Origin of the sequence: Kitasatospora sp. NPDC088160 (genome assembly GCF_044741445.1) — a bacterium.
In the GTDB taxonomy this organism is placed as follows: domain Bacteria; phylum Actinomycetota; class Actinomycetes; order Streptomycetales; family Streptomycetaceae; genus Kitasatospora.
Genome location: NZ_JBIUSS010000018.1, coordinates 91,275 through 107,139, shown reverse-complemented (window position 1 = coordinate 107,139; position 15,865 = coordinate 91,275). Strand labels below are relative to the sequence as shown.

Annotated in this window: 16 protein-coding genes; 11 read left to right on the top strand and 5 right to left on the bottom strand. The window is 71.0% G+C overall.

Annotated elements, in window-relative coordinates; all coding sequences use genetic code 11:
- Window positions 1–119 precede the first annotated feature (119 nt).
- Entirely contained in the window at window positions 120–1,367 is a 1,248-nt protein-coding gene (locus ACIOGZ_RS26705; protein ID WP_400987648.1) for a sensor histidine kinase, read from the top strand.
- A complete protein-coding gene (locus ACIOGZ_RS26700; RefSeq protein WP_363633514.1) occupies window positions 1,355–2,005 on the top strand; it encodes a response regulator transcription factor in 651 nt (216 codons plus the stop codon). The genes ACIOGZ_RS26705 and ACIOGZ_RS26700 overlap by 13 nt, the downstream gene beginning before the upstream one ends.
- A gap of 409 nt (window positions 2,006–2,414) precedes the next feature.
- Here ACIOGZ_RS26700 and ACIOGZ_RS26695 read toward each other — a convergent pair whose 3' ends face one another.
- Window positions 2,415–4,697, bottom strand: a complete 2,283-nt coding sequence (locus tag ACIOGZ_RS26695; protein ID WP_400987646.1) for a DPP IV N-terminal domain-containing protein — start codon at window positions 4,695–4,697, stop codon at window positions 2,415–2,417.
- Window positions 4,698–4,786: 89 nt separating this feature from the next.
- On the opposite strand from ACIOGZ_RS26695, the gene ACIOGZ_RS26690 reads away from it, so the two are divergent.
- On the top strand, window positions 4,787–5,455 hold the full coding sequence (locus ACIOGZ_RS26690; RefSeq protein WP_363587922.1) for a TetR/AcrR family transcriptional regulator: 669 nt from the start codon (window positions 4,787–4,789) through the stop codon (window positions 5,453–5,455).
- 461 nt (window positions 5,456–5,916) lie between these two features.
- Here the strand turns inward: ACIOGZ_RS26690 and ACIOGZ_RS26685 are convergent, their stop codons facing one another.
- Both ACIOGZ_RS26685 and ACIOGZ_RS26680 read right to left on the bottom strand, forming a co-directional pair.
- Window positions 5,917–6,150, bottom strand: coding sequence for a hypothetical protein (locus tag ACIOGZ_RS26685; protein WP_363587920.1), 234 nt, complete (start codon window positions 6,148–6,150; stop codon window positions 5,917–5,919).
- Between the two features lies 1 nt (window position 6,151).
- Window positions 6,152–6,418 (bottom strand): helix-turn-helix transcriptional regulator, encoded by a 267-nt coding sequence (locus ACIOGZ_RS26680; protein WP_363587918.1) that lies wholly within the window; start codon window positions 6,416–6,418, stop codon window positions 6,152–6,154.
- Between the two features lie 187 nt (window positions 6,419–6,605).
- On the opposite strand from ACIOGZ_RS26680, the gene ACIOGZ_RS26675 reads away from it, so the two are divergent.
- Complete coding sequence (locus ACIOGZ_RS26675) at window positions 6,606–7,151, top strand: NUDIX hydrolase (protein ID WP_363587916.1); 546 nt, start codon at window positions 6,606–6,608, stop codon at window positions 7,149–7,151.
- Window positions 7,152–7,221: 70 nt separating this feature from the next.
- Window positions 7,222–7,476, top strand: a complete 255-nt coding sequence (locus tag ACIOGZ_RS26670) for a hypothetical protein (protein WP_400808602.1) — start codon at window positions 7,222–7,224, stop codon at window positions 7,474–7,476.
- A gap of 247 nt (window positions 7,477–7,723) precedes the next feature.
- Here the strand turns inward: ACIOGZ_RS26670 and ACIOGZ_RS26665 are convergent, their stop codons facing one another.
- Window positions 7,724–8,140: an ML domain-containing protein gene (locus tag ACIOGZ_RS26665; protein ID WP_363587912.1), complete on the bottom strand. Its 417-nt coding sequence runs from the start codon at window positions 8,138–8,140 to the stop codon at window positions 7,724–7,726.
- Between the two features lie 596 nt (window positions 8,141–8,736).
- Here ACIOGZ_RS26665 and ACIOGZ_RS26660 point away from each other — a divergent pair.
- The 3 genes from ACIOGZ_RS26660 to ACIOGZ_RS26650 all read left to right on the top strand — a co-directional run bounded on the left by ACIOGZ_RS26660 (window position 8,737) and on the right by ACIOGZ_RS26650 (window position 12,059).
- Complete coding sequence (locus tag ACIOGZ_RS26660; RefSeq protein WP_400987643.1) at window positions 8,737–9,369, top strand: RNA polymerase sigma factor; 633 nt, start codon at window positions 8,737–8,739, stop codon at window positions 9,367–9,369.
- Entirely contained in the window at window positions 9,366–10,193 is an 828-nt protein-coding gene (locus ACIOGZ_RS26655) for a hypothetical protein (protein ID WP_363587908.1), read from the top strand. Before ACIOGZ_RS26660 ends, ACIOGZ_RS26655 begins: the two co-directional genes overlap by 4 nt.
- A 387-nt stretch (window positions 10,194–10,580) precedes the next feature.
- Window positions 10,581–12,059 carry a cytosine permease gene (locus ACIOGZ_RS26650; protein ID WP_363587906.1) on the top strand — a complete coding sequence of 493 codons (1,479 nt, stop codon included), beginning with the start codon at window positions 10,581–10,583 and terminating at the stop codon, window positions 12,057–12,059.
- A gap of 145 nt (window positions 12,060–12,204) precedes the next feature.
- Here ACIOGZ_RS26650 and ACIOGZ_RS26645 read toward each other — a convergent pair whose 3' ends face one another.
- Complete coding sequence (locus tag ACIOGZ_RS26645) at window positions 12,205–12,795, bottom strand: TetR/AcrR family transcriptional regulator (protein WP_400987640.1); 591 nt, start codon at window positions 12,793–12,795, stop codon at window positions 12,205–12,207.
- A gap of 181 nt (window positions 12,796–12,976) precedes the next feature.
- Here ACIOGZ_RS26645 and ACIOGZ_RS26640 point away from each other — a divergent pair, with 181 nt between their 5' ends.
- The 3 genes from ACIOGZ_RS26640 (at window position 12,977) to ACIOGZ_RS26630 (ending at window position 15,844) form a co-directional block, all read left to right on the top strand.
- On the top strand, window positions 12,977–13,708 hold the full coding sequence (locus ACIOGZ_RS26640) for an SDR family oxidoreductase (RefSeq protein WP_363587902.1): 732 nt from the start codon (window positions 12,977–12,979) through the stop codon (window positions 13,706–13,708).
- 92 nt (window positions 13,709–13,800) lie between these two features.
- The gene (locus ACIOGZ_RS26635; protein ID WP_363587900.1) at window positions 13,801–14,727 is read left to right on the top strand and encodes a LysR family transcriptional regulator; all 927 of its coding nucleotides are present in this window, start codon (window positions 13,801–13,803) and stop codon (window positions 14,725–14,727) included.
- A gap of 205 nt (window positions 14,728–14,932) precedes the next feature.
- Entirely contained in the window at window positions 14,933–15,844 is a 912-nt protein-coding gene (locus ACIOGZ_RS26630; protein ID WP_400987638.1) for an MBL fold metallo-hydrolase, read from the top strand.
- The last annotated feature ends 21 nt before the right edge of the window (window positions 15,845–15,865 follow it).

Here is a 15,865-nt window from a genome sequence, read left to right as displayed (position 1 = left end):
ACCCGAGATGCTGTCCGCCCACAGGCCGAGATCAAGATCTACAGCTGGTACTAGGTTCACCATGAGATCGGGTACAGGTTTCATGGCCCCGTCCTCGTGCGGTGCCCTAGCGTCGTGCCATGACGATTCCAGCTCGACTGAGACGCACGGTCCTCCGGGCGCGGCGGGACACCTGCTTTCTTGCCGCTGGTGTGCTGCCGCACCTGGCGCTGGTGCCCGTGTGGGCCTGGGCGGCGGCGACTACCGCCAGGACGGGGAACTGGCTCCTTACGGTTTCCATGTCGGCCGCCCTGGTCCTGCTCGGAACCCCGGTGCTGACGGCCGTTCAGCGGGCTCGCTACCGGGTGCTCATCGGTGTGGACGTCCCCCGGCTCACCCCCACCGCGCCGGAACAATGGACGTGGGCCTCGACCGCCCGGTGGCTCGCGGCGACGCGGCCTTGGCGCAAGATCGGCTACCACCTCCTGCTGGGCCCGCTGCTCGCGCTGCTGGAGCTGCTGGTGCTCGCGGTGGCAGCAGCGTGCCTGGCGGGCGTCATCGCCTACGCCTGGTCATGGGCGCTGCCAACCGGAATCCGCCAGGACTGGTTCGGCTACCTGACCCAGCTGCCGGCCTACACAGCGGCTGGACTCCTCCTCCTGTGCGCCCTGCCCTGGACCGCGCGGGCAGTAGCCCGGGCCGAGGCGCGGCTGGCGTTGGGCCTGCTCGGGCCCAGCCGGGCGCAGCGGCTCCAGGAGCGGGTCGATCAGCTGGCCGTGAGCCGGACCGACTTGATCGAGGCCGTCGACGCGGAGCGCCGCCGGATCGAGCGCGACCTGCACGACGGCACCCAGCAGCGGTTGGTGTCTCTCGCGGTCAACCTGGGTCTGGCCCTTGCCACCCGCCCGGACCTGCCGAGTGATGACCGCGAGGTGATCGCGAGAGCGCACCTGGAGGCGAAGGAGGCGATCACCGAACTCAATGATCTGGTGCGGGGGCTGCACCCGGCCGTGCTCGAAGACCGAGGTCTGGACGCGGCGTTGTCCGGGCTGGCTGCCCGCACGCCCCTGCCGGTGCGGCTGCGGGTCAATCTGGAGGAGCGGGTGGCGCCCAGCGTGGAGTCGGTCGCGTACTTCGTGATCTCTGAGGCGCTGACCAATGCGACGAAGCACGCCAACGCGATGCACGCGGAGGTGATAGTCCGTCAGGTCGGCGAGGTGCTGCGAGTGCGCGTTACCGACGACGGGCTGGGCGGTGCCGACGCCGCCGCCGGCACGGGGCTGACCGGGCTGGCCAAGCGGGTCGGCTCCCTCGACGGGGCCTTCCACGTCAGCAGCCCCGTTGGCGGGCCCACCACCGTCACCGCGGAGCTGCCGTGCGCGCGGTGATCGCCGAGGATTCGGTGTTGTTGCGGGTCGGCCTGATCAAGGTGCTGGAGATGGGCGGGTTCCAGGTCGCCGCCGAAGCCGGCGACGCGGAGGGGCTGTTGGCGGCGGTGGCGGAGCACCGGCCCGAACTCGCCCTGGTCGACGTCCGGATGCCGCCCGGCTTCACCGACGAGGGGGTGCGGGCGGCGATGGAGATCCGTCGGCGCTGGCCGGGGACGGCGGTGGTGCTGCTTTCGCAGTACGTGGAGGAGCGGTACGCGGCTGACCTGCTGTCTGCGAACACCAGCGGTGTGGGCTACCTGCTCAAGCAGCGGGTTGCCGATGTCGCCGACTTCGTGGCGGCGGTCCGGCGAGTGGCGGACGGGGGCACGGCCCTGGACCCGCAGGTCGTCGCCCAGTTGCTGCTGCGGCGCGACAGCGACCCGCTCGCGCGGCTGACCCCCCGCGAACGGGAGGTGCTCGGCCTGATGGCCGAGGGGCGCTCCAATGCCGGCATCGCGCAGGCGCTGGTGGTCAGCGAGAGCGCCGTGGCGAAGCACATCAACAACATCTTCGCCAAGCTCGACCTGCCCGTGGTCGACGCGGACCACCGCCGCGTCCTGGCCGTGCTGCGATTCCTCGGAGCGTCCCGGGCCTGACCTTCCCATCCGTGATCACGATCTACGGCTGGAGTACTAACCCAGAAGAACGAATCTCACTGTCCAATTTGCTGCCACAGCCGGAAGGGCTGGACCCCACGGGTCCAGCCCTTCCGCATATCCAGGGTGAGGCCCCGGCCGCGACTTGTCAGGGAGGCGGCCTGGGCCCGCAATCACACCCTACCGACGCCACCACCCCCCATGGACACTCCAGCCGGGCCCAACAGGTCACCCGATCAGTGGCTCCCAATCTCGCCGGAACGGCTCCCGAATTCGCCGAAGAACACCCACCGGGGTCGAGTACATCACCGCCACGAATGGCCTACACCTGGCTCCCGTTCACACCGGAGCAGTGGCTCCCATATGACCCGACAAAATCAAGGTGGGCATGGGGAAGGTCCTTTCCACGTCAGCTGAAGAGGACTTCGAGCCGTTCCAGGGAGAGCGGGACGTCCGCCAGCCGGTAGCCGGCCGGCGGCTCGCGGTGCATGAGGTGGCGCACCAGGTAGTCCCAGCGGCGGCGGGCGACGTAGCCGTTGCGGCCGAGGAAGCTGTGCTCGACGCCGGGGACTATCAGCAGATCGAAGTCCTTGTTCGCGTCGATCAGCGCGTCGACCAGCCGCATCGTCAGATGCGGTGTCACGTTGTCGTCCATGTCGCCGTGGACGAGCAGTAGTTTGCCGACCAGGTTCCCGGCCAGCTCGGTGTTGGACAGCCGGGCCCCGGCGTCCGGGTCGAACGGTCCGTCGTAGGTCTCGGCCCACAGCGCGTGGTAGTGGCGGTTGTCGTGGTTGCCGGCCTCGGCCACGCCGACCTTGTAGAAGTCGGGGAACGCCAGGAGGGCGCGGGCGGTGGTGAACCCCCCGCCGGAGAGGCCGAAGACACCGACCCGGTCCAGGTCCAGCCACGGACGCGTTTCCGCGAGTTGGCGCAGCGCCGCGACATGGTCTTCGAGTGCGCCCGCGCTGCCCATGTTGCGGTGGGCGTGATCGTGGAAGGCCTTGTCCCGGCCGGGCGTTCCGCGGCCGTCGACGGCCAGCACCGCGAAGCCCAGCGCCGCCACCGCCTCGGCGTCGTAGCCGTAGGCGCCCGGGTCGAAGGAGGCCGCCACCCGGTGGGTCTGCGGGCCCGGGTAGGGGTGGTCGATCACCGGGTAGCGCTGCGCGGCGTCGAAGCCGTGGGGCTTGTAGAGGACGCCGTAGATCTCGGTGACGCCGTCGGCGGCCAGGGTCCTGACCCGCTCCGGCGGCGTCCAGCCGGCGGCCAGCAGCGGTGTGATGTCGGCCTGTTCCAGCTCGACCAGCACGGCTCCGCCCCGGTCACGCACGGTGATCCTCGGTGGGGTGTCGACGGTCGACGCGGAGTCGACGAACCAGCGGCCGTGTTCCGGCGCGGTGATCACGTGGTCCAGATCGTCGTCGGTGAGCTTGGCGGTCCCGCCGCCGTCCAGGCCGACCCGGAGCAGCGACCGTCGGTACGGGTCGGCCTGGACCAGTCCTGAGACGACGACGTACGCGGCCCGTTCCGCCTCGTCGACGTGCACGATCTCCTGCACCGCGAACGGCCCTCGGGTGAGCTGTTCGACCAGCGCGCCGTCCTCGTAGCGGTACAGGTGCCCCCAGCCGTCGCGCTGGGAGTACCACAGCGTCTCGCGGCCGCCGGCGAGCACGTGCACGATCGGCTTCTGGGCGACCTCCTGCGCGGCCTCCACCCGCGTGTCGCCGTGCTCCTCGACCAGGGTGCGCACCTCGCCGGTCGCCGGGTCGAGTGCGTGCAGCCGCAGCGTCCGGAGGTCACGGGGCTGATCCAGGTAGTAGACGGCCGCGCTGTCCTTGGCCCACCACGCCTTCTTCAGCGTGACAGGTGACAGGTAGGGCAGCAGGAACGGGTCGGTCCTGGCGGGTGTCGCGGTCCGGGACGCGATGTCGAAGACGATCCACTCGCCGCGGGCCATCGGCTCGCCGGGGACCGGGTAGTGGTAGCTGCGCAGGCGCGGCCGGCCGCCGTCCGGCGGGACGGCTTCGACCAGGTGCATCAGGGCGACATCGCTCTGGTCGGTGCGGTGGGTGAGGACGCGCGCCGAGTCCGGCGACCACAGCAGCGCCGGCGGCATGTCCGCAAGACCGAGCTTGCCGAGCAGGTGCGTGGGGACCGCCGCGTCGGGTTGGGCCGCGTAGCTGCGATCCGCGGTGCCGTCGGCGGTGAGCGCGAACTCCTCGCCCGTCTCGACCGAACGCACCCACAGGTCGTGGTCGCGGAGGAACGCCGCCCACTTCTTGTCCGGCGAGACGACTTCCAGCGGTGAGGGTTGGACGTGCTTCTCGTCCCGCGCGCACCGGTAGTCGGCCAGCCGGCAGGTCCAGCGCGCGTCGAACGCGTCGAACGCGACCGTCCCGTCCGCCAACTCGATCGCCCGGAACGGCAGCGCGTACGGCTGGACCGGCTGGCCGGCGGCGGACGCCAGCGCGGCGGCGAGCCGTTCGGGGTCGAACGCCGGCCCCCGGGTCCCGGCGGCGGGGTCGACCAGCACGAACTCGCCGCCCCGCTCGGTCTCGACCCGGTACCAGAACCTCTCGCCGCCGCCGATCCAGACGGGCTTCGCCTTGGCCCGCAGGGCGAGCCGGGACCGGTTGTGCAGCAGCATCCGCTCAGCTCGGTCGTAGGCAGTGGCGGGGAGTGCATGTGTGGACATCCGACCTCCTGGAATCAGTCTCGATCCAGGAACAGTACAGCGTACGGTACAGTAATGGAACTGCGGTCCCGAACGAATCAGGAACCCCGATGCCATCGCCCAGGCGCAAGACAACGCCCGCTCGCGCACCCCGCGGCACCCTCAGCCCCGAGGCCATCGTCCACGCGGCGATCGAACTGATCGACCGCGACGGACTGGACGCGGTGACCATCCGTCGGCTCGCCGACCAACTGGGCGTCCGCCCGATGTCGCTCTACACGCACTTCCGCGACAAGGACGCGATCCTCCTCGCCGTCACCGCGGAGCTGCTGAGCCGATTCCGGTGGCCCGACCCCGGCCTCGACGACGTCGAATGGCTCCGGCAGGTGATGCACGCCTACTTCGAACTGTTCATCACGCACCCTGTCCTCCTGCAGATCAACACCCCCTCCGACGGAGTCGGCGAGATCGAGGCCCGCATGTCCGAGCAGATCTACGCCCGCCTGGAGCGACTGCGGGTCGACCACCGGACGGCGATCGGCCTGCTGGCCACGCTGATCCGCTTCGTCCTCGGCTGCGCCACGCTCTACCCCGTCCGCCGGGCCTGGGACGAGGACCCGCAGCACTGGGAACGGGTCCGCCAACAGTGGGCCCGCCTCCCGGCCGAGGTGTACCCGGCGATGCACGCCACCACCGTCGACTTCCCGACCTTCACCCAGCGGGACGTCTTCGAGTTCGGCCTCGACGCCATCCTCGCCTCGCTCCCACGATCGCCCTGACGGCCCTGCGCTCGCACAGCTACGGCTAAGTGACAAGTAGCTCTCTGTAGCGTGCGACACGAGTCGCACCGTGTAACGAAGGCCAGCCACGTGAGGGAGGTGTCGATCGGCTGGGCTTCAGGCCAGTGTCCAAGGCCCGTCCCCGCGCTCCCATGCGTCGCTGGTAACGGCGGGGTGTGAAGCGGAGCGTTCAAGCTCAAGGGTGCTGGCCATCGGGACGCTACAAGCGGGGGGGGAAGGCCGGACGGGCGAACGAAAGTGAACCCCTGATGATGCCCCGTCAAGCTGAAGTCGCGCGATGGCAGGAAAGCGGCGGCTGAAGGACCCGGTGCTGCAAGGCACCAGGCGACCTCCAGTTAGCTCAGGCTGGAGGGTGGACACCGTCGGTCCCGGGGTAGAGGGGGCGCCCACCCCGGCCGCGTCTTACTGGTGCGGAACCGGTTGCCGGGCTCCTGGGGCGGTCACCGTACGGCGGCGTGGCGCATGTCGGTGAGGGCGGAGGCGGCGTGCAGCTCGCGCAGTGCGAAGTCGCGCACCGCCCGGCCGCCTGCTGTCCGGTCCCAGTGCTCCAGCACGCTGGTGCGCTCGGTGATCGCGGTGACATCGCCCCTGCGCAGGCGGGAGAGTGGCCGGGCGGGTGGCAGCATGGCGGCCAGTGCGACCGCGAGAACGTCTCGGCGGTTCGAGGAACTCACCTCATCGTGGTGATCGTGGTGGTGGACCTGCTTGGCGACCCAGGCCCAGCTCGGCCGCTGTCCCCGCTCCCAGGACCAGGCAGAGGGCTTGCCGGTAGTGCTCGTGCGGCCAGGTGATGAGGCCGCGTTCTATGCGCGAGACGTAGCCGGCGTCAAACGACGATTCCCGCTCGGTCGCCTCTTCGACCAGCCCTCGCACCCGCTCGGCGACCTGGCGCTGTGTCAGATTCCGGGAGAGCCGCGCGCGCCTGAACAGCGCGTTCACCATGACGCTCCACCCCCAACTCTCGGTTCAGGGAGACGATTCAGCGTATCGGCCAGGCCATGGACTGCCCACTGAAATGCCCTCGCACTGTCACCCGATCCGGTGGTCTCCTGGACATGCCCCACCCGCCGTCAGGAACCGGCGGCGGAAACGGCAACCCGCACCCGGCCAGAGCCGTACAGTCCTGGCCATGACGACCGACATCACCACCGCGTCGTGGCGCGAGATCGAACGCACCACCGTCTTCAGCAAGTTCGGCCGATCCGTCGACCGTGTCGACTTCGAACTGCCCGACGGCAGGAAAGAGGAGTTCTACCTCAAGAGCGAGCGCCCGGCCGGCGCGGTGCTCGCCCTCACCCCCGACCAGCGCGTCATCCTCGCCCGTCAGTACCGGCCCGGCCCCGGCCGCGTGCTGTTCGAACTGCCCGGCGGCTTCATCGAACCCGGGGAGCAAGCGGCCGACGCCGTCGCCCGGGAACTGCTGGAGGAGACCGGCTACCAGGGCGAGGTCCAGGTGGTCGGGCCGTACTGGCACGACGCCTACTCCGACACCCGCCGCTTCGTCTTCGTCGCCACCGGCTGCACCAAGGTCGCCGAACCGACCCCAGAACGCACCGAGTTCATCGACGTCGCCACCCTCGCCTTGGCCGAGTTCCGCACCCGCGTGCTCCGCACGGGCGAGATGACCGACACCGCCGCGGCCTACCTCGCCCTGGACCACCTCCGGCTCCTGTAACCCGGGGGACACGGCGGGGCGGGCAGGTCGGCGACCTCGCGCTCACCCGCCCACCCCCGGGAGGACACCCGTGACCGAACGGAGCACCACCGACACCACCGCCCCGTACTACAGCAGCACGCTCGTCTCGCTGCCCGCCCACGCCGTCGCCCTGGTCCTGAAGGTGGCCCGGGACCTGCTGCCCCACCTCGAGCACTCCATCACCTCGATCGCCAAGATGCTCGGCGTCAGCCCCGGCACCCTCTACAACCACATCCTCGACCTGCGCGAACTGCGCGCCGGCCGCACCGGCATCCCTGCCCAGCTCGAAGCGAGCACCCGGTGATCCCCGGCGAGCACCGACGAGCACCGGCTCAAGGGCGGCGCGCCGCTGCTCGGCGCCGAGGCCCACGGCGAGCCCGGCCCGTTCGGCACCTGGACCGACGAGCGCGACCAGGAGCACGACGACGGGTCGGCCGACCGGTCCGAAGACGAGCTGCGGTGCTGGCGGCGGTGCGACCTTGGCGCGTGGCCGCCCGCCACACGGGGCGTGTGGCGGGCGGTGTTCGGGACCGGTTCGGCGGGCGTACGGGCTACCGGCGGCGGAAGTCGATGCGCAGGTTGAGGTCCATGAAGTCCTTCTCCTCCCCGCCCCCGGTGTACGACTGGAGGTAGATCCGGACGTCCCCCATCGGGATCTCCCGGGGAAGCGTGAAGGTCCAGGTCTGCTTCCACTTCCCGGCGGGCGGCCGGGTGGCCCCCTCCAACTCCGCCCCCAGCATCTTCAGCACCTCGGGCAGCGTGGCCGTTTTCCGCAGCAGCGTCACGAGTCCCAGCTTCACCTGGACCTGGCACTGCACCTGGGTCAGATCGACCTGCTCCTTGAGTCGGCCGGCCATCTCCCACCGCAGTTCCTTCCCCGGTTCGGGAGAGGAGGGCGTCAGGGTGATGTCCTGGATTTCGAGGACGTAGGAGTCGTCACTGCGGTCTTCGATCAGATCGGTAAGCATGGACCAAGCGTACTCACGCAACTACTCTCCGCATCCGGTATTCGATGATCAGACACAGTCGGAGGCCCCGGCCAGGACCGAAGCGCCGGGCGTCAAAAGTTCTGACAGCAACCCGGACTTTCCGTTCCCACCGGGACCCCTTCTCCACCAGGCCGCCTCGCTCGAACCGATGCTCACAATGCTGCGGATCGGATCCGGACGCTCGGGAAGATGCTTGCCGAGGCCGAGCATCGCGGACACAGGCGCATGATCCGGCTGCTGACCTGCCCGGCGCACGGGGTGATCACCTTCGCCGGGGCGACCTATCGGATTGACATGCGGTTCTGCTCGGGGCGGTGCCGGTCCCGGGCGTACCGTCTGCGCGCCGCTCGCCGGGCGAGGCTCGCAGCGTGACGTGAAGCCGTTGCGCTACCGACGGTATGACACCTCTACGTCACGCTATTGGCCCCGAAAGGCGATTGCAGAGAGTTGCGATCGTCATTCTGGGCTACTTGTCACTTCGCCGTAGCTGTGCGAGCTCGGAGCCGTGACGCAGGTCATAGGAACCCGGGCGGGCGGGGCACCAGATAGGGGGCGTGGACTCTTCAGATCGAGAAGTGCGCGCGAGGGTGCGGGCCGGTGACCGGGACGCGTTCGGCCGGCTCTTCGACACGTATGCGCGCGCGGTGTACAACCACGTGTTCCGGCTCACCGGGGACTGGTCGACGGCGGAGGACGTGATGTCGTTGACGTTCCTGGAGGCCTGGCGCCGGCACGACCGGGTCGAGGCGGAGGGCGGGTCGCTGCGGCCCTGGCTGCTGGGCATCGCCACGAAGCTGGTCAGCAACCAGCGCCGGGCCGCCCGGCGGCACTGGCAGGTACTGGCGCAGCTCCCGCCGGCCCGCGAGGACGTTCCCGACTTCGCGCAGGAGGTGGCCGGGCGGATCGACGACGCGGCGCGGATCGCGGCCCTGCAGCAGTCGCTGGCGCGGTTGCGCCGCCCGGACCGCGAGGTGCTGGCCCTGTGCGTGTGGGCGGGCCTGGACTACCAGGAGGCCGCCGAGGCCCTGGGCGTACCGGTGGGCACCGTACGCTCACGCCTGTCCCGGGCCCGGACCCGGCTGCACCGTCTCGCCGAGACGGCCCAGCGCCGGGCGCAGCGGAAAAAAGTGGAACCCGGCCGTGGCCGGAACCAGATCCAGGGTGGGTCCGCGAGCGCGGCCCCGTCCCCGAAGGAGGTACACCAGTGAACGCCGGACAGCGGCCGGAGCCGGTCGAGCGCGCGGAACTGCTCGGGCAGGTGCCCGTGCCGGCCGAGCGCGACCTCCCCGCAGGACGCCATGCCCTACACCGGGAGCGCCTGATGCGCCAGATCGACCTCGACACCTCCACCCCCACCACGGCCCCCACCCCGGCCCCGGCCCCCGCCAGGCCGCGCTTTCGGCGGCGGCTGACCGTCACCCTCGCCGGTGCGCTCGTCGTGGGTACGGCCGTGGCCGTGGCCGTGGCGCAGTCCTCGCGGGGCGGCGTCAGCGGGCCGCTGAGCTCTGCGGAACTGGCCAGCTGGACCGGCGTCCCGACACCGCTGGCCGCTTCGACCGGCCCGGGCGCCACCGCCGAGAAGTGGTGCCTGGACCGGATGGCCGGCGGCCCGGGCGCCGGGGCACCCGTCAAGATCACCAACGCGGACCTGCGGGGCAAGGTCGCCTCCATGGTCGTCAACCGCGGCGGCAAGACCATGCTCTGCTACGTCGCCTCGGAGACCAGCGGCCTGTGGGAGGCGATCGACCCGGTGAAGAACGTGGCGGCCGATGCGGTCACGTACGACACGGGCGGCTCCCACGGTGACGGGGACGCCATGTTCAACTACGCGCAGGGCTCCGTGGGGGCCGGTGTGAAGGCGATCACCATGCAGGTCGCCGGACGCACCTTCCAGGTCACCGTGGCGGACGGCCGCTGGACCGCCTGGTGGCCCGGGACCATGTCACACCGCGCCGTCCCCGACACGGTCACCGTCACCCTCGCCGACGGCACCACCCGCGTCGTCAGCGGCAGTTCGCTGTTCGCCAGGTGAGACCCCCGGGTGCGCGCTGAGCGCCTGGATCAGGCGGCGCCTGGTCGGGCCTGCGCGCTCCCGGGCCGGCGGCGCATCCCGGCCGCGATCTCCTCCTCGGCGGCGCCGCGAGCGCGTCGGGCCTGGCCGTGGGCCGGGCCCGCCGTTCGCGGCGTTCGAGGCGTTCGCGGCATTTCCGGTGTTCAAGGCGGTCAAGGCGTTCACGGCGTCTGCGGCGTTTGCGGAGGGGGCGCGGGCGGGGGTGGCGCCCTCCCCTCCGATACCGGGCCGACCTGGAACCGAAGCGGACAAAGTAGGATGGCTCAACTCCCGCGCTACGCGCGAAGAGTTCCATAAATGCCCCATTTGTTCGATTTATCTCCGCTTCACACGCACGGAGCCACCCTCATGGACAACCCGTCGAACGCCGAGACCGGCGGCGCGATAGAAACCCGCGGCATCGAACCCGTCCCCGACCACGAGCGCGGGGGCAGAGTCCGCGAGCTCTTCCCGACCTGGGTCGCCGCGAACATCAGCGTTCTGCTGCTCACCATGGGCGCCGCCCTGGTGGTGTTCAACCAGTTGAACTTCTGGCAGGTCCTGATCGTCGCGGCGAGCGCCGCGCTCATCTCGTTCGGCCTGGTCGGCGTGCTGTCGGTCTCCGGCAAGTGGGGCGGGGCGCCGGGCGCGACCCTCTCGCGGGCCACCTTCGGGGTGCGCGGCAACCTCTTCCCCGGCGCCGTGCTCTGGATCGCCCGGTTCGGCTGGGAGACGATCAACGCCGTCACCGGCGCCTACGCCGTGCTGACCGTCCTCGACCTGCTCTTCGGCGTCAAGACCAACACCGCGCTGATCGTCATCACGCTCTTCGCCTTCGTCGCCTGCACCTTCCTGGTCTCCGGCATGGGACGTAAGGCGCTGAACGTCTGCAACACCTGGTCGACGTACCTCTTCGGTGTCTTCAGCGTGCTGGTACTGGGCTACCTGGTCGCCACCATGCACTGGAGCGAGGTCTTCGCCAAGCCCGCGGGCACCACCGCGATGATGATCGCCGGCATCGGGACCATCGCCGCCGGCGGCATCAGCTGGGTCCCCACCGGCCCGGACTTCGCCCGCTACCTCCCGCACGCCGCCTCCGGCAGGAAGATCGTCGGCGTGACGGTCTCCGGCGCCGGCCTGGTGATGGTGCCCATGGTGCTCATGGGCGCCGTGATGGCGGTGGCCTCGCCCGGCCTGGCCCAGGCCGCCGACCCGGTCTCCTTCCTCGGCGACCTGCTGCCGACCTGGCTGGCCGTGCCCTACCTGCTGACCGCGATCGTGGGCATGCTGCTGATCAACAGCCTCTCCATGTACTCGGCCGGCTTCACCGCACAGACCATGGGCGTCAAGCTGCCGCGCGCCACGGCCGTCAGCATCAACGCCGTGATCTCACTGGTCGGCGGCCTGCTGCTGATGCTGGTCGCCAAGAGCTTCCTGGGCTCCTTCATCACCTTCCTCATCCTGCTCGCCGTCTCCTTCTCGGCCTGGATCGGCGTCTACGCGGTGGACATGTTCCGGCGCCGCTCACGCGCGGTGCGCTACGACGCCGCCGGGCTCATGGACACCAGCAGGAACAGCCGCTACTGGTACACGGGCGGCTTCTGCTGGCAGGCCATGGTGTCCTGGGTGCTCGCCCTGCTGCTGGGGCTCGCCTTCACCAAGTGCGACTGGTTCGCCGGCCCGCTCTCCGACACCCCGGTCGGCAGGTACGGGCTCGCCTGGGCAGCGACCATCGTGATCTCCGCCGCGATCATGGCAGCACTCCCCGCCCCCCGGGAGAACACCCCCGCCGCCACCGGACAGCCCGCCGACCGCCAGGCGGAGCAGCCCGAACGGGCCGCTGCCTGACCCCGAGGCGCGGCCCACCACCCACCCCGACCCACCCCGACACACCCCGACCGCCCGGTCGCCGCCTCACCCGAGCCGGCGACCGGGCGGTCCCGTTCCGCCGCCACACCCGGGCACCGGCCGAGGTGACGTCCGGGTCCTGTCGTCAGTTACCGGGCGGCTGAGTCGGCGCGGATTTCAGCCCGTCCAGGGTGAGGTCGAGGAGGCGTTCGGCCTGCTCGCGCTGCTCGGGCTTGGCCGAGGTGAGGGCGATTCCGGCGAGGGCGGCGAACATGTCGGTCGCACGGATGTCGGAGCGGATCGTGCCGGCGGCGGCACCGGCCTCCATCAGGGAGTTGAGGGCGCCCTGAATCATCTCGTGGCTGTCGGCGTAGGGGTTGCTGCCCGAGGCGACGACGGCTCGCAGGGCGTCGGCCATGCCGTATTTGGCGGTGGCGTAGTCGATGAAGCGGCGAGTCCACACCCGCAGGGCCTCGGCGGGCGGCATCGTCGCCAGGAGGTCGGAGGCGGCCTCGCACAGCCGGGCCACTTCGTTGCGGTACGCCGCCTCGATCAGCGCCTCTCGGGTCGGGAAGTTGCGGTAGAGCGTGCCCGTTCCCACGCCCGCTTCCCTGGCGATGCGCTCGAAGTGGGCGTCGAGCCCCTCCTCGCTGAACACGCGCACCGCGGCGGCCAGGATCTTGTCCCGGTTCCGCTGCGCGTCGGCCCTCAGCGGGCGCCATGCCTCTCGGGTCATCGGCGGCTCGTTCCCTTCTCCGTTGCTAAGTGGAGGCTCCGCCACTTAACCTGGGCGAAGTGGCGGAGCCTCCACTTTCACTCTAGGGCATGGTCCGACCTGCCCGGACGCCCCCTCTGCTCCGCACTCCACACTCCACACACCGCAATCCGCAATCCGCACTCTGGAAGGACAGGCGAGCATGCCGGGAATCGAAGGCAAGGTCGTGGCGATCACGGGCGCCAGCAGCGGCATCGGCGAGGCGACCGCGCTTCTGCTGGCCGAGCGAGGCGCGAAGGTCGTCCTCGGGGCACGCCGTCCGGAGCGTCTCGCGGCCCTGGCCGCCCGCATCGAACAGGCCGGTGGCGAGGCTGCCTGGATCCGCACGGACGTGACGCGGCGCGAGGACCTCCCCGGCCTCGTCAAGCTGGCATGCGAGCGCTACGGCAAGCTCGACGTCCTCGTCAGCAACGCCGGGATCGGCCTGATCTCCCCCCTCGACGACCTGCGCGTCGAGGACTGGGAGCAGATGATCGACGTCAACCTCAAAGGGGTCCTGTACGGAATCGCCGCGGCCCTTCCCCTCTTCCGGGAGCAGGGATTCGGGCACTTCGTCAACACCGTGTCCACCGCCGGACTGCGCATCGTCCCGCTCCAGTCGGTGTACGCCGCCACCAAGAACGCCGTGCGCACCGTCTCCGAGGGCCTGCGCCAGGAGGCGGGCGCCAACCTGCGCGTGACCGTCGTCTCACCCGGCGCTGTCCGCACCGACTTCGCGGAGCACATGGACCCGGCTGCGAAGGCCCAGATCGACAAGCTGATGGAGATCGCCCTCCCGCCGGCCGCAGTGGCCCGCGCCATCGCCTTCGCCATCGAGCAGCCGGACGGTGTCGACGTCGGCGACATCGTCGTTCGCCCCACCGCCCAGGGATAGGCCCCCCGGGACCGGGTGGGGTGAGCGGTCGGACCGGGGCGCTGGTGCTTGCCGTAGCCTGGCGGTGCCCTGCTCCCGGTTCGGTCGAGGTCATGGAATTTCGTCAGTTGCGGTACTTCGTGGCGGTGGCGGAGGAGTTGCACTTCGGTCGCGCAGCCGAGCGGTTGATGATCGTGCAGTCGGCCGTCAGCCAGCAGATCGGCCGGCTGGAGCGCGAGCTGGGCGTCGAGTTGTTCGACCGCTCGGGGCGCCGCGTGCGGCTGAGTGCCGCGGGGGCGGCGTTCCTGCCCGGCGCCCGTGAGGTGTTGGCGGCCGGACAGCGGGCCCTGGACCTGGTCGGCGGCTTCGTCGCCGAGCGGGAGAGCGTGCTGCGCGTCGGGACGAGCCGGGGAATGGGCGTGCGGTTGGAACGGGTGCTGGAGGCGCTGGAGCGAATCGCGCCCGGCACCCGGGTGGAGTTGGCCTCGGCGGCGCCGGAGGAACGCCTGCGGCGGGTCGCCGACCGGGAGTGGGACGCGGCCTTCGTACGCGGGGAGGTGGCGGCGCCGCAGGGCGTGCGGCTGATCCCGGTGTGGCGGGAGGAACTCGTGGTCGCCCTGCCGGCCCGCCACCCGCTGGCCGGGGCGGACGCGGTCGACCTCGCCCGGCTCTCGGAGCTACCGCTTCACCTGACGGAACGCCGGAGCAACCCGCCGCTGGTCGATCTGGTCACGGCTGCCTGCCGGGACGCCGGGTTCGAGCCCGCGCCCGGACCACCGCACAGCTCGCTCCAGGACACCCTTGCGGCGCTGGGCGCGGGTGTCGCCGGCTGGACGGTGGTGTACGCGGCGCACGCCCACCAACTGCGCGCCGGCCAGGTGGCCTTCCTGCCGGTGCGCTCCCCGGCCGGGGCGCGGAGCGCAGAGGCGGCGCTCTCCCTGCCCACCGTGTTGGCGGTGCACCGAGCCGCCGCCCCCGAGCGCGTGCGCTTCCTGCTGGAGGCCTGTCGGGAGGCGGCGCGCGACGATCGCGATTCGTGATCGTCGCGAACTCGAAGTGCTGCTGGATCGCGAGCTCCAACCGGAGTGAACTGGACACCCGCGGGTCACCGCCGCCGACGCGGCCGGTACCGCCGACCACGGTTGCCCACTCGATCCGCGGGCCGTGCCCTGCCCGGCACACCCGCCACCGGGCCGGCGCCGCACCCGGTCCTCCCGGACCGCCAACAGTTCTTAAGGAGCGACCATGACGGACACCACGACGGAACAGGGCACGGACCGGACGCCGTTGGCCGAGCGACTGCGGCGACCGGCGCTGACACGATCACTGCGACTCGGCGACACGAAAGTGACCTACGTGCCGGACGGGGCGGTGGAACTCAGCGCGCGCGGCTGGTTCCCCCGCAGCACGGACGAGGACTGGGCCGCCCACCCCGAGTACCTCGACGACTCCGGCAACCTGGCGGCGGGCATCGGCGCGCTGCTGGTGGAGCACGGCGACCGTGCGCTGCTGATCGACACGGGCTTCGGCCCGCAGTCGATTCCGGCTCAGCCGGGCAATCCGCGCGGGGCCATCCACGGCGGTGCGCTGCTCGACAACCTGGCCGCACTGGGCCGTCCGCCGGCCACGATCGAGGCCGTCGCCATCACCCACCTGCACCTCGACCACATCGGCTGGGCCTGGAACCCCGCCCCGGACCGCGACCTGCCCGCGTTCGCCGGCCGCGACCTCCTGGTCGCCGCACCCGAATGGGCACACCGCCACCTCCTGGCGGCGCGCGGCATCACCGACGAGATTCTCCAGGCCATGGCACCACAGGTGCGCACCGTCCTCGACGGCGACGAGATCTTCCCCGGCGTGCACGTGCTGCTCACCCCCGGTCACACCGCCGGGCACGCGTCCTACGTCATCACCGGGGGCGGCGAGCGGCTGATCGCCTTCGGCGACGCCATGCACTCGCCGGTCCAGGTGGACCACCCCGAATGGTCGGCCGCCGCCGACCTCGACCCCGACCGGGCCGCGCGGGAACGCCGTCGCCTGGTCGCCGAGTTGGCCCGACCGGGCACGATCGGCTTCGGCGTCCATTTCGCGGACGTGGTGTTCGGCCGGGTCCACCTCGACGGGGACGGCCCCGCCTGGCGAGCCGTCGCCGACTGACCGCCCCCGACGGCCCCCGGC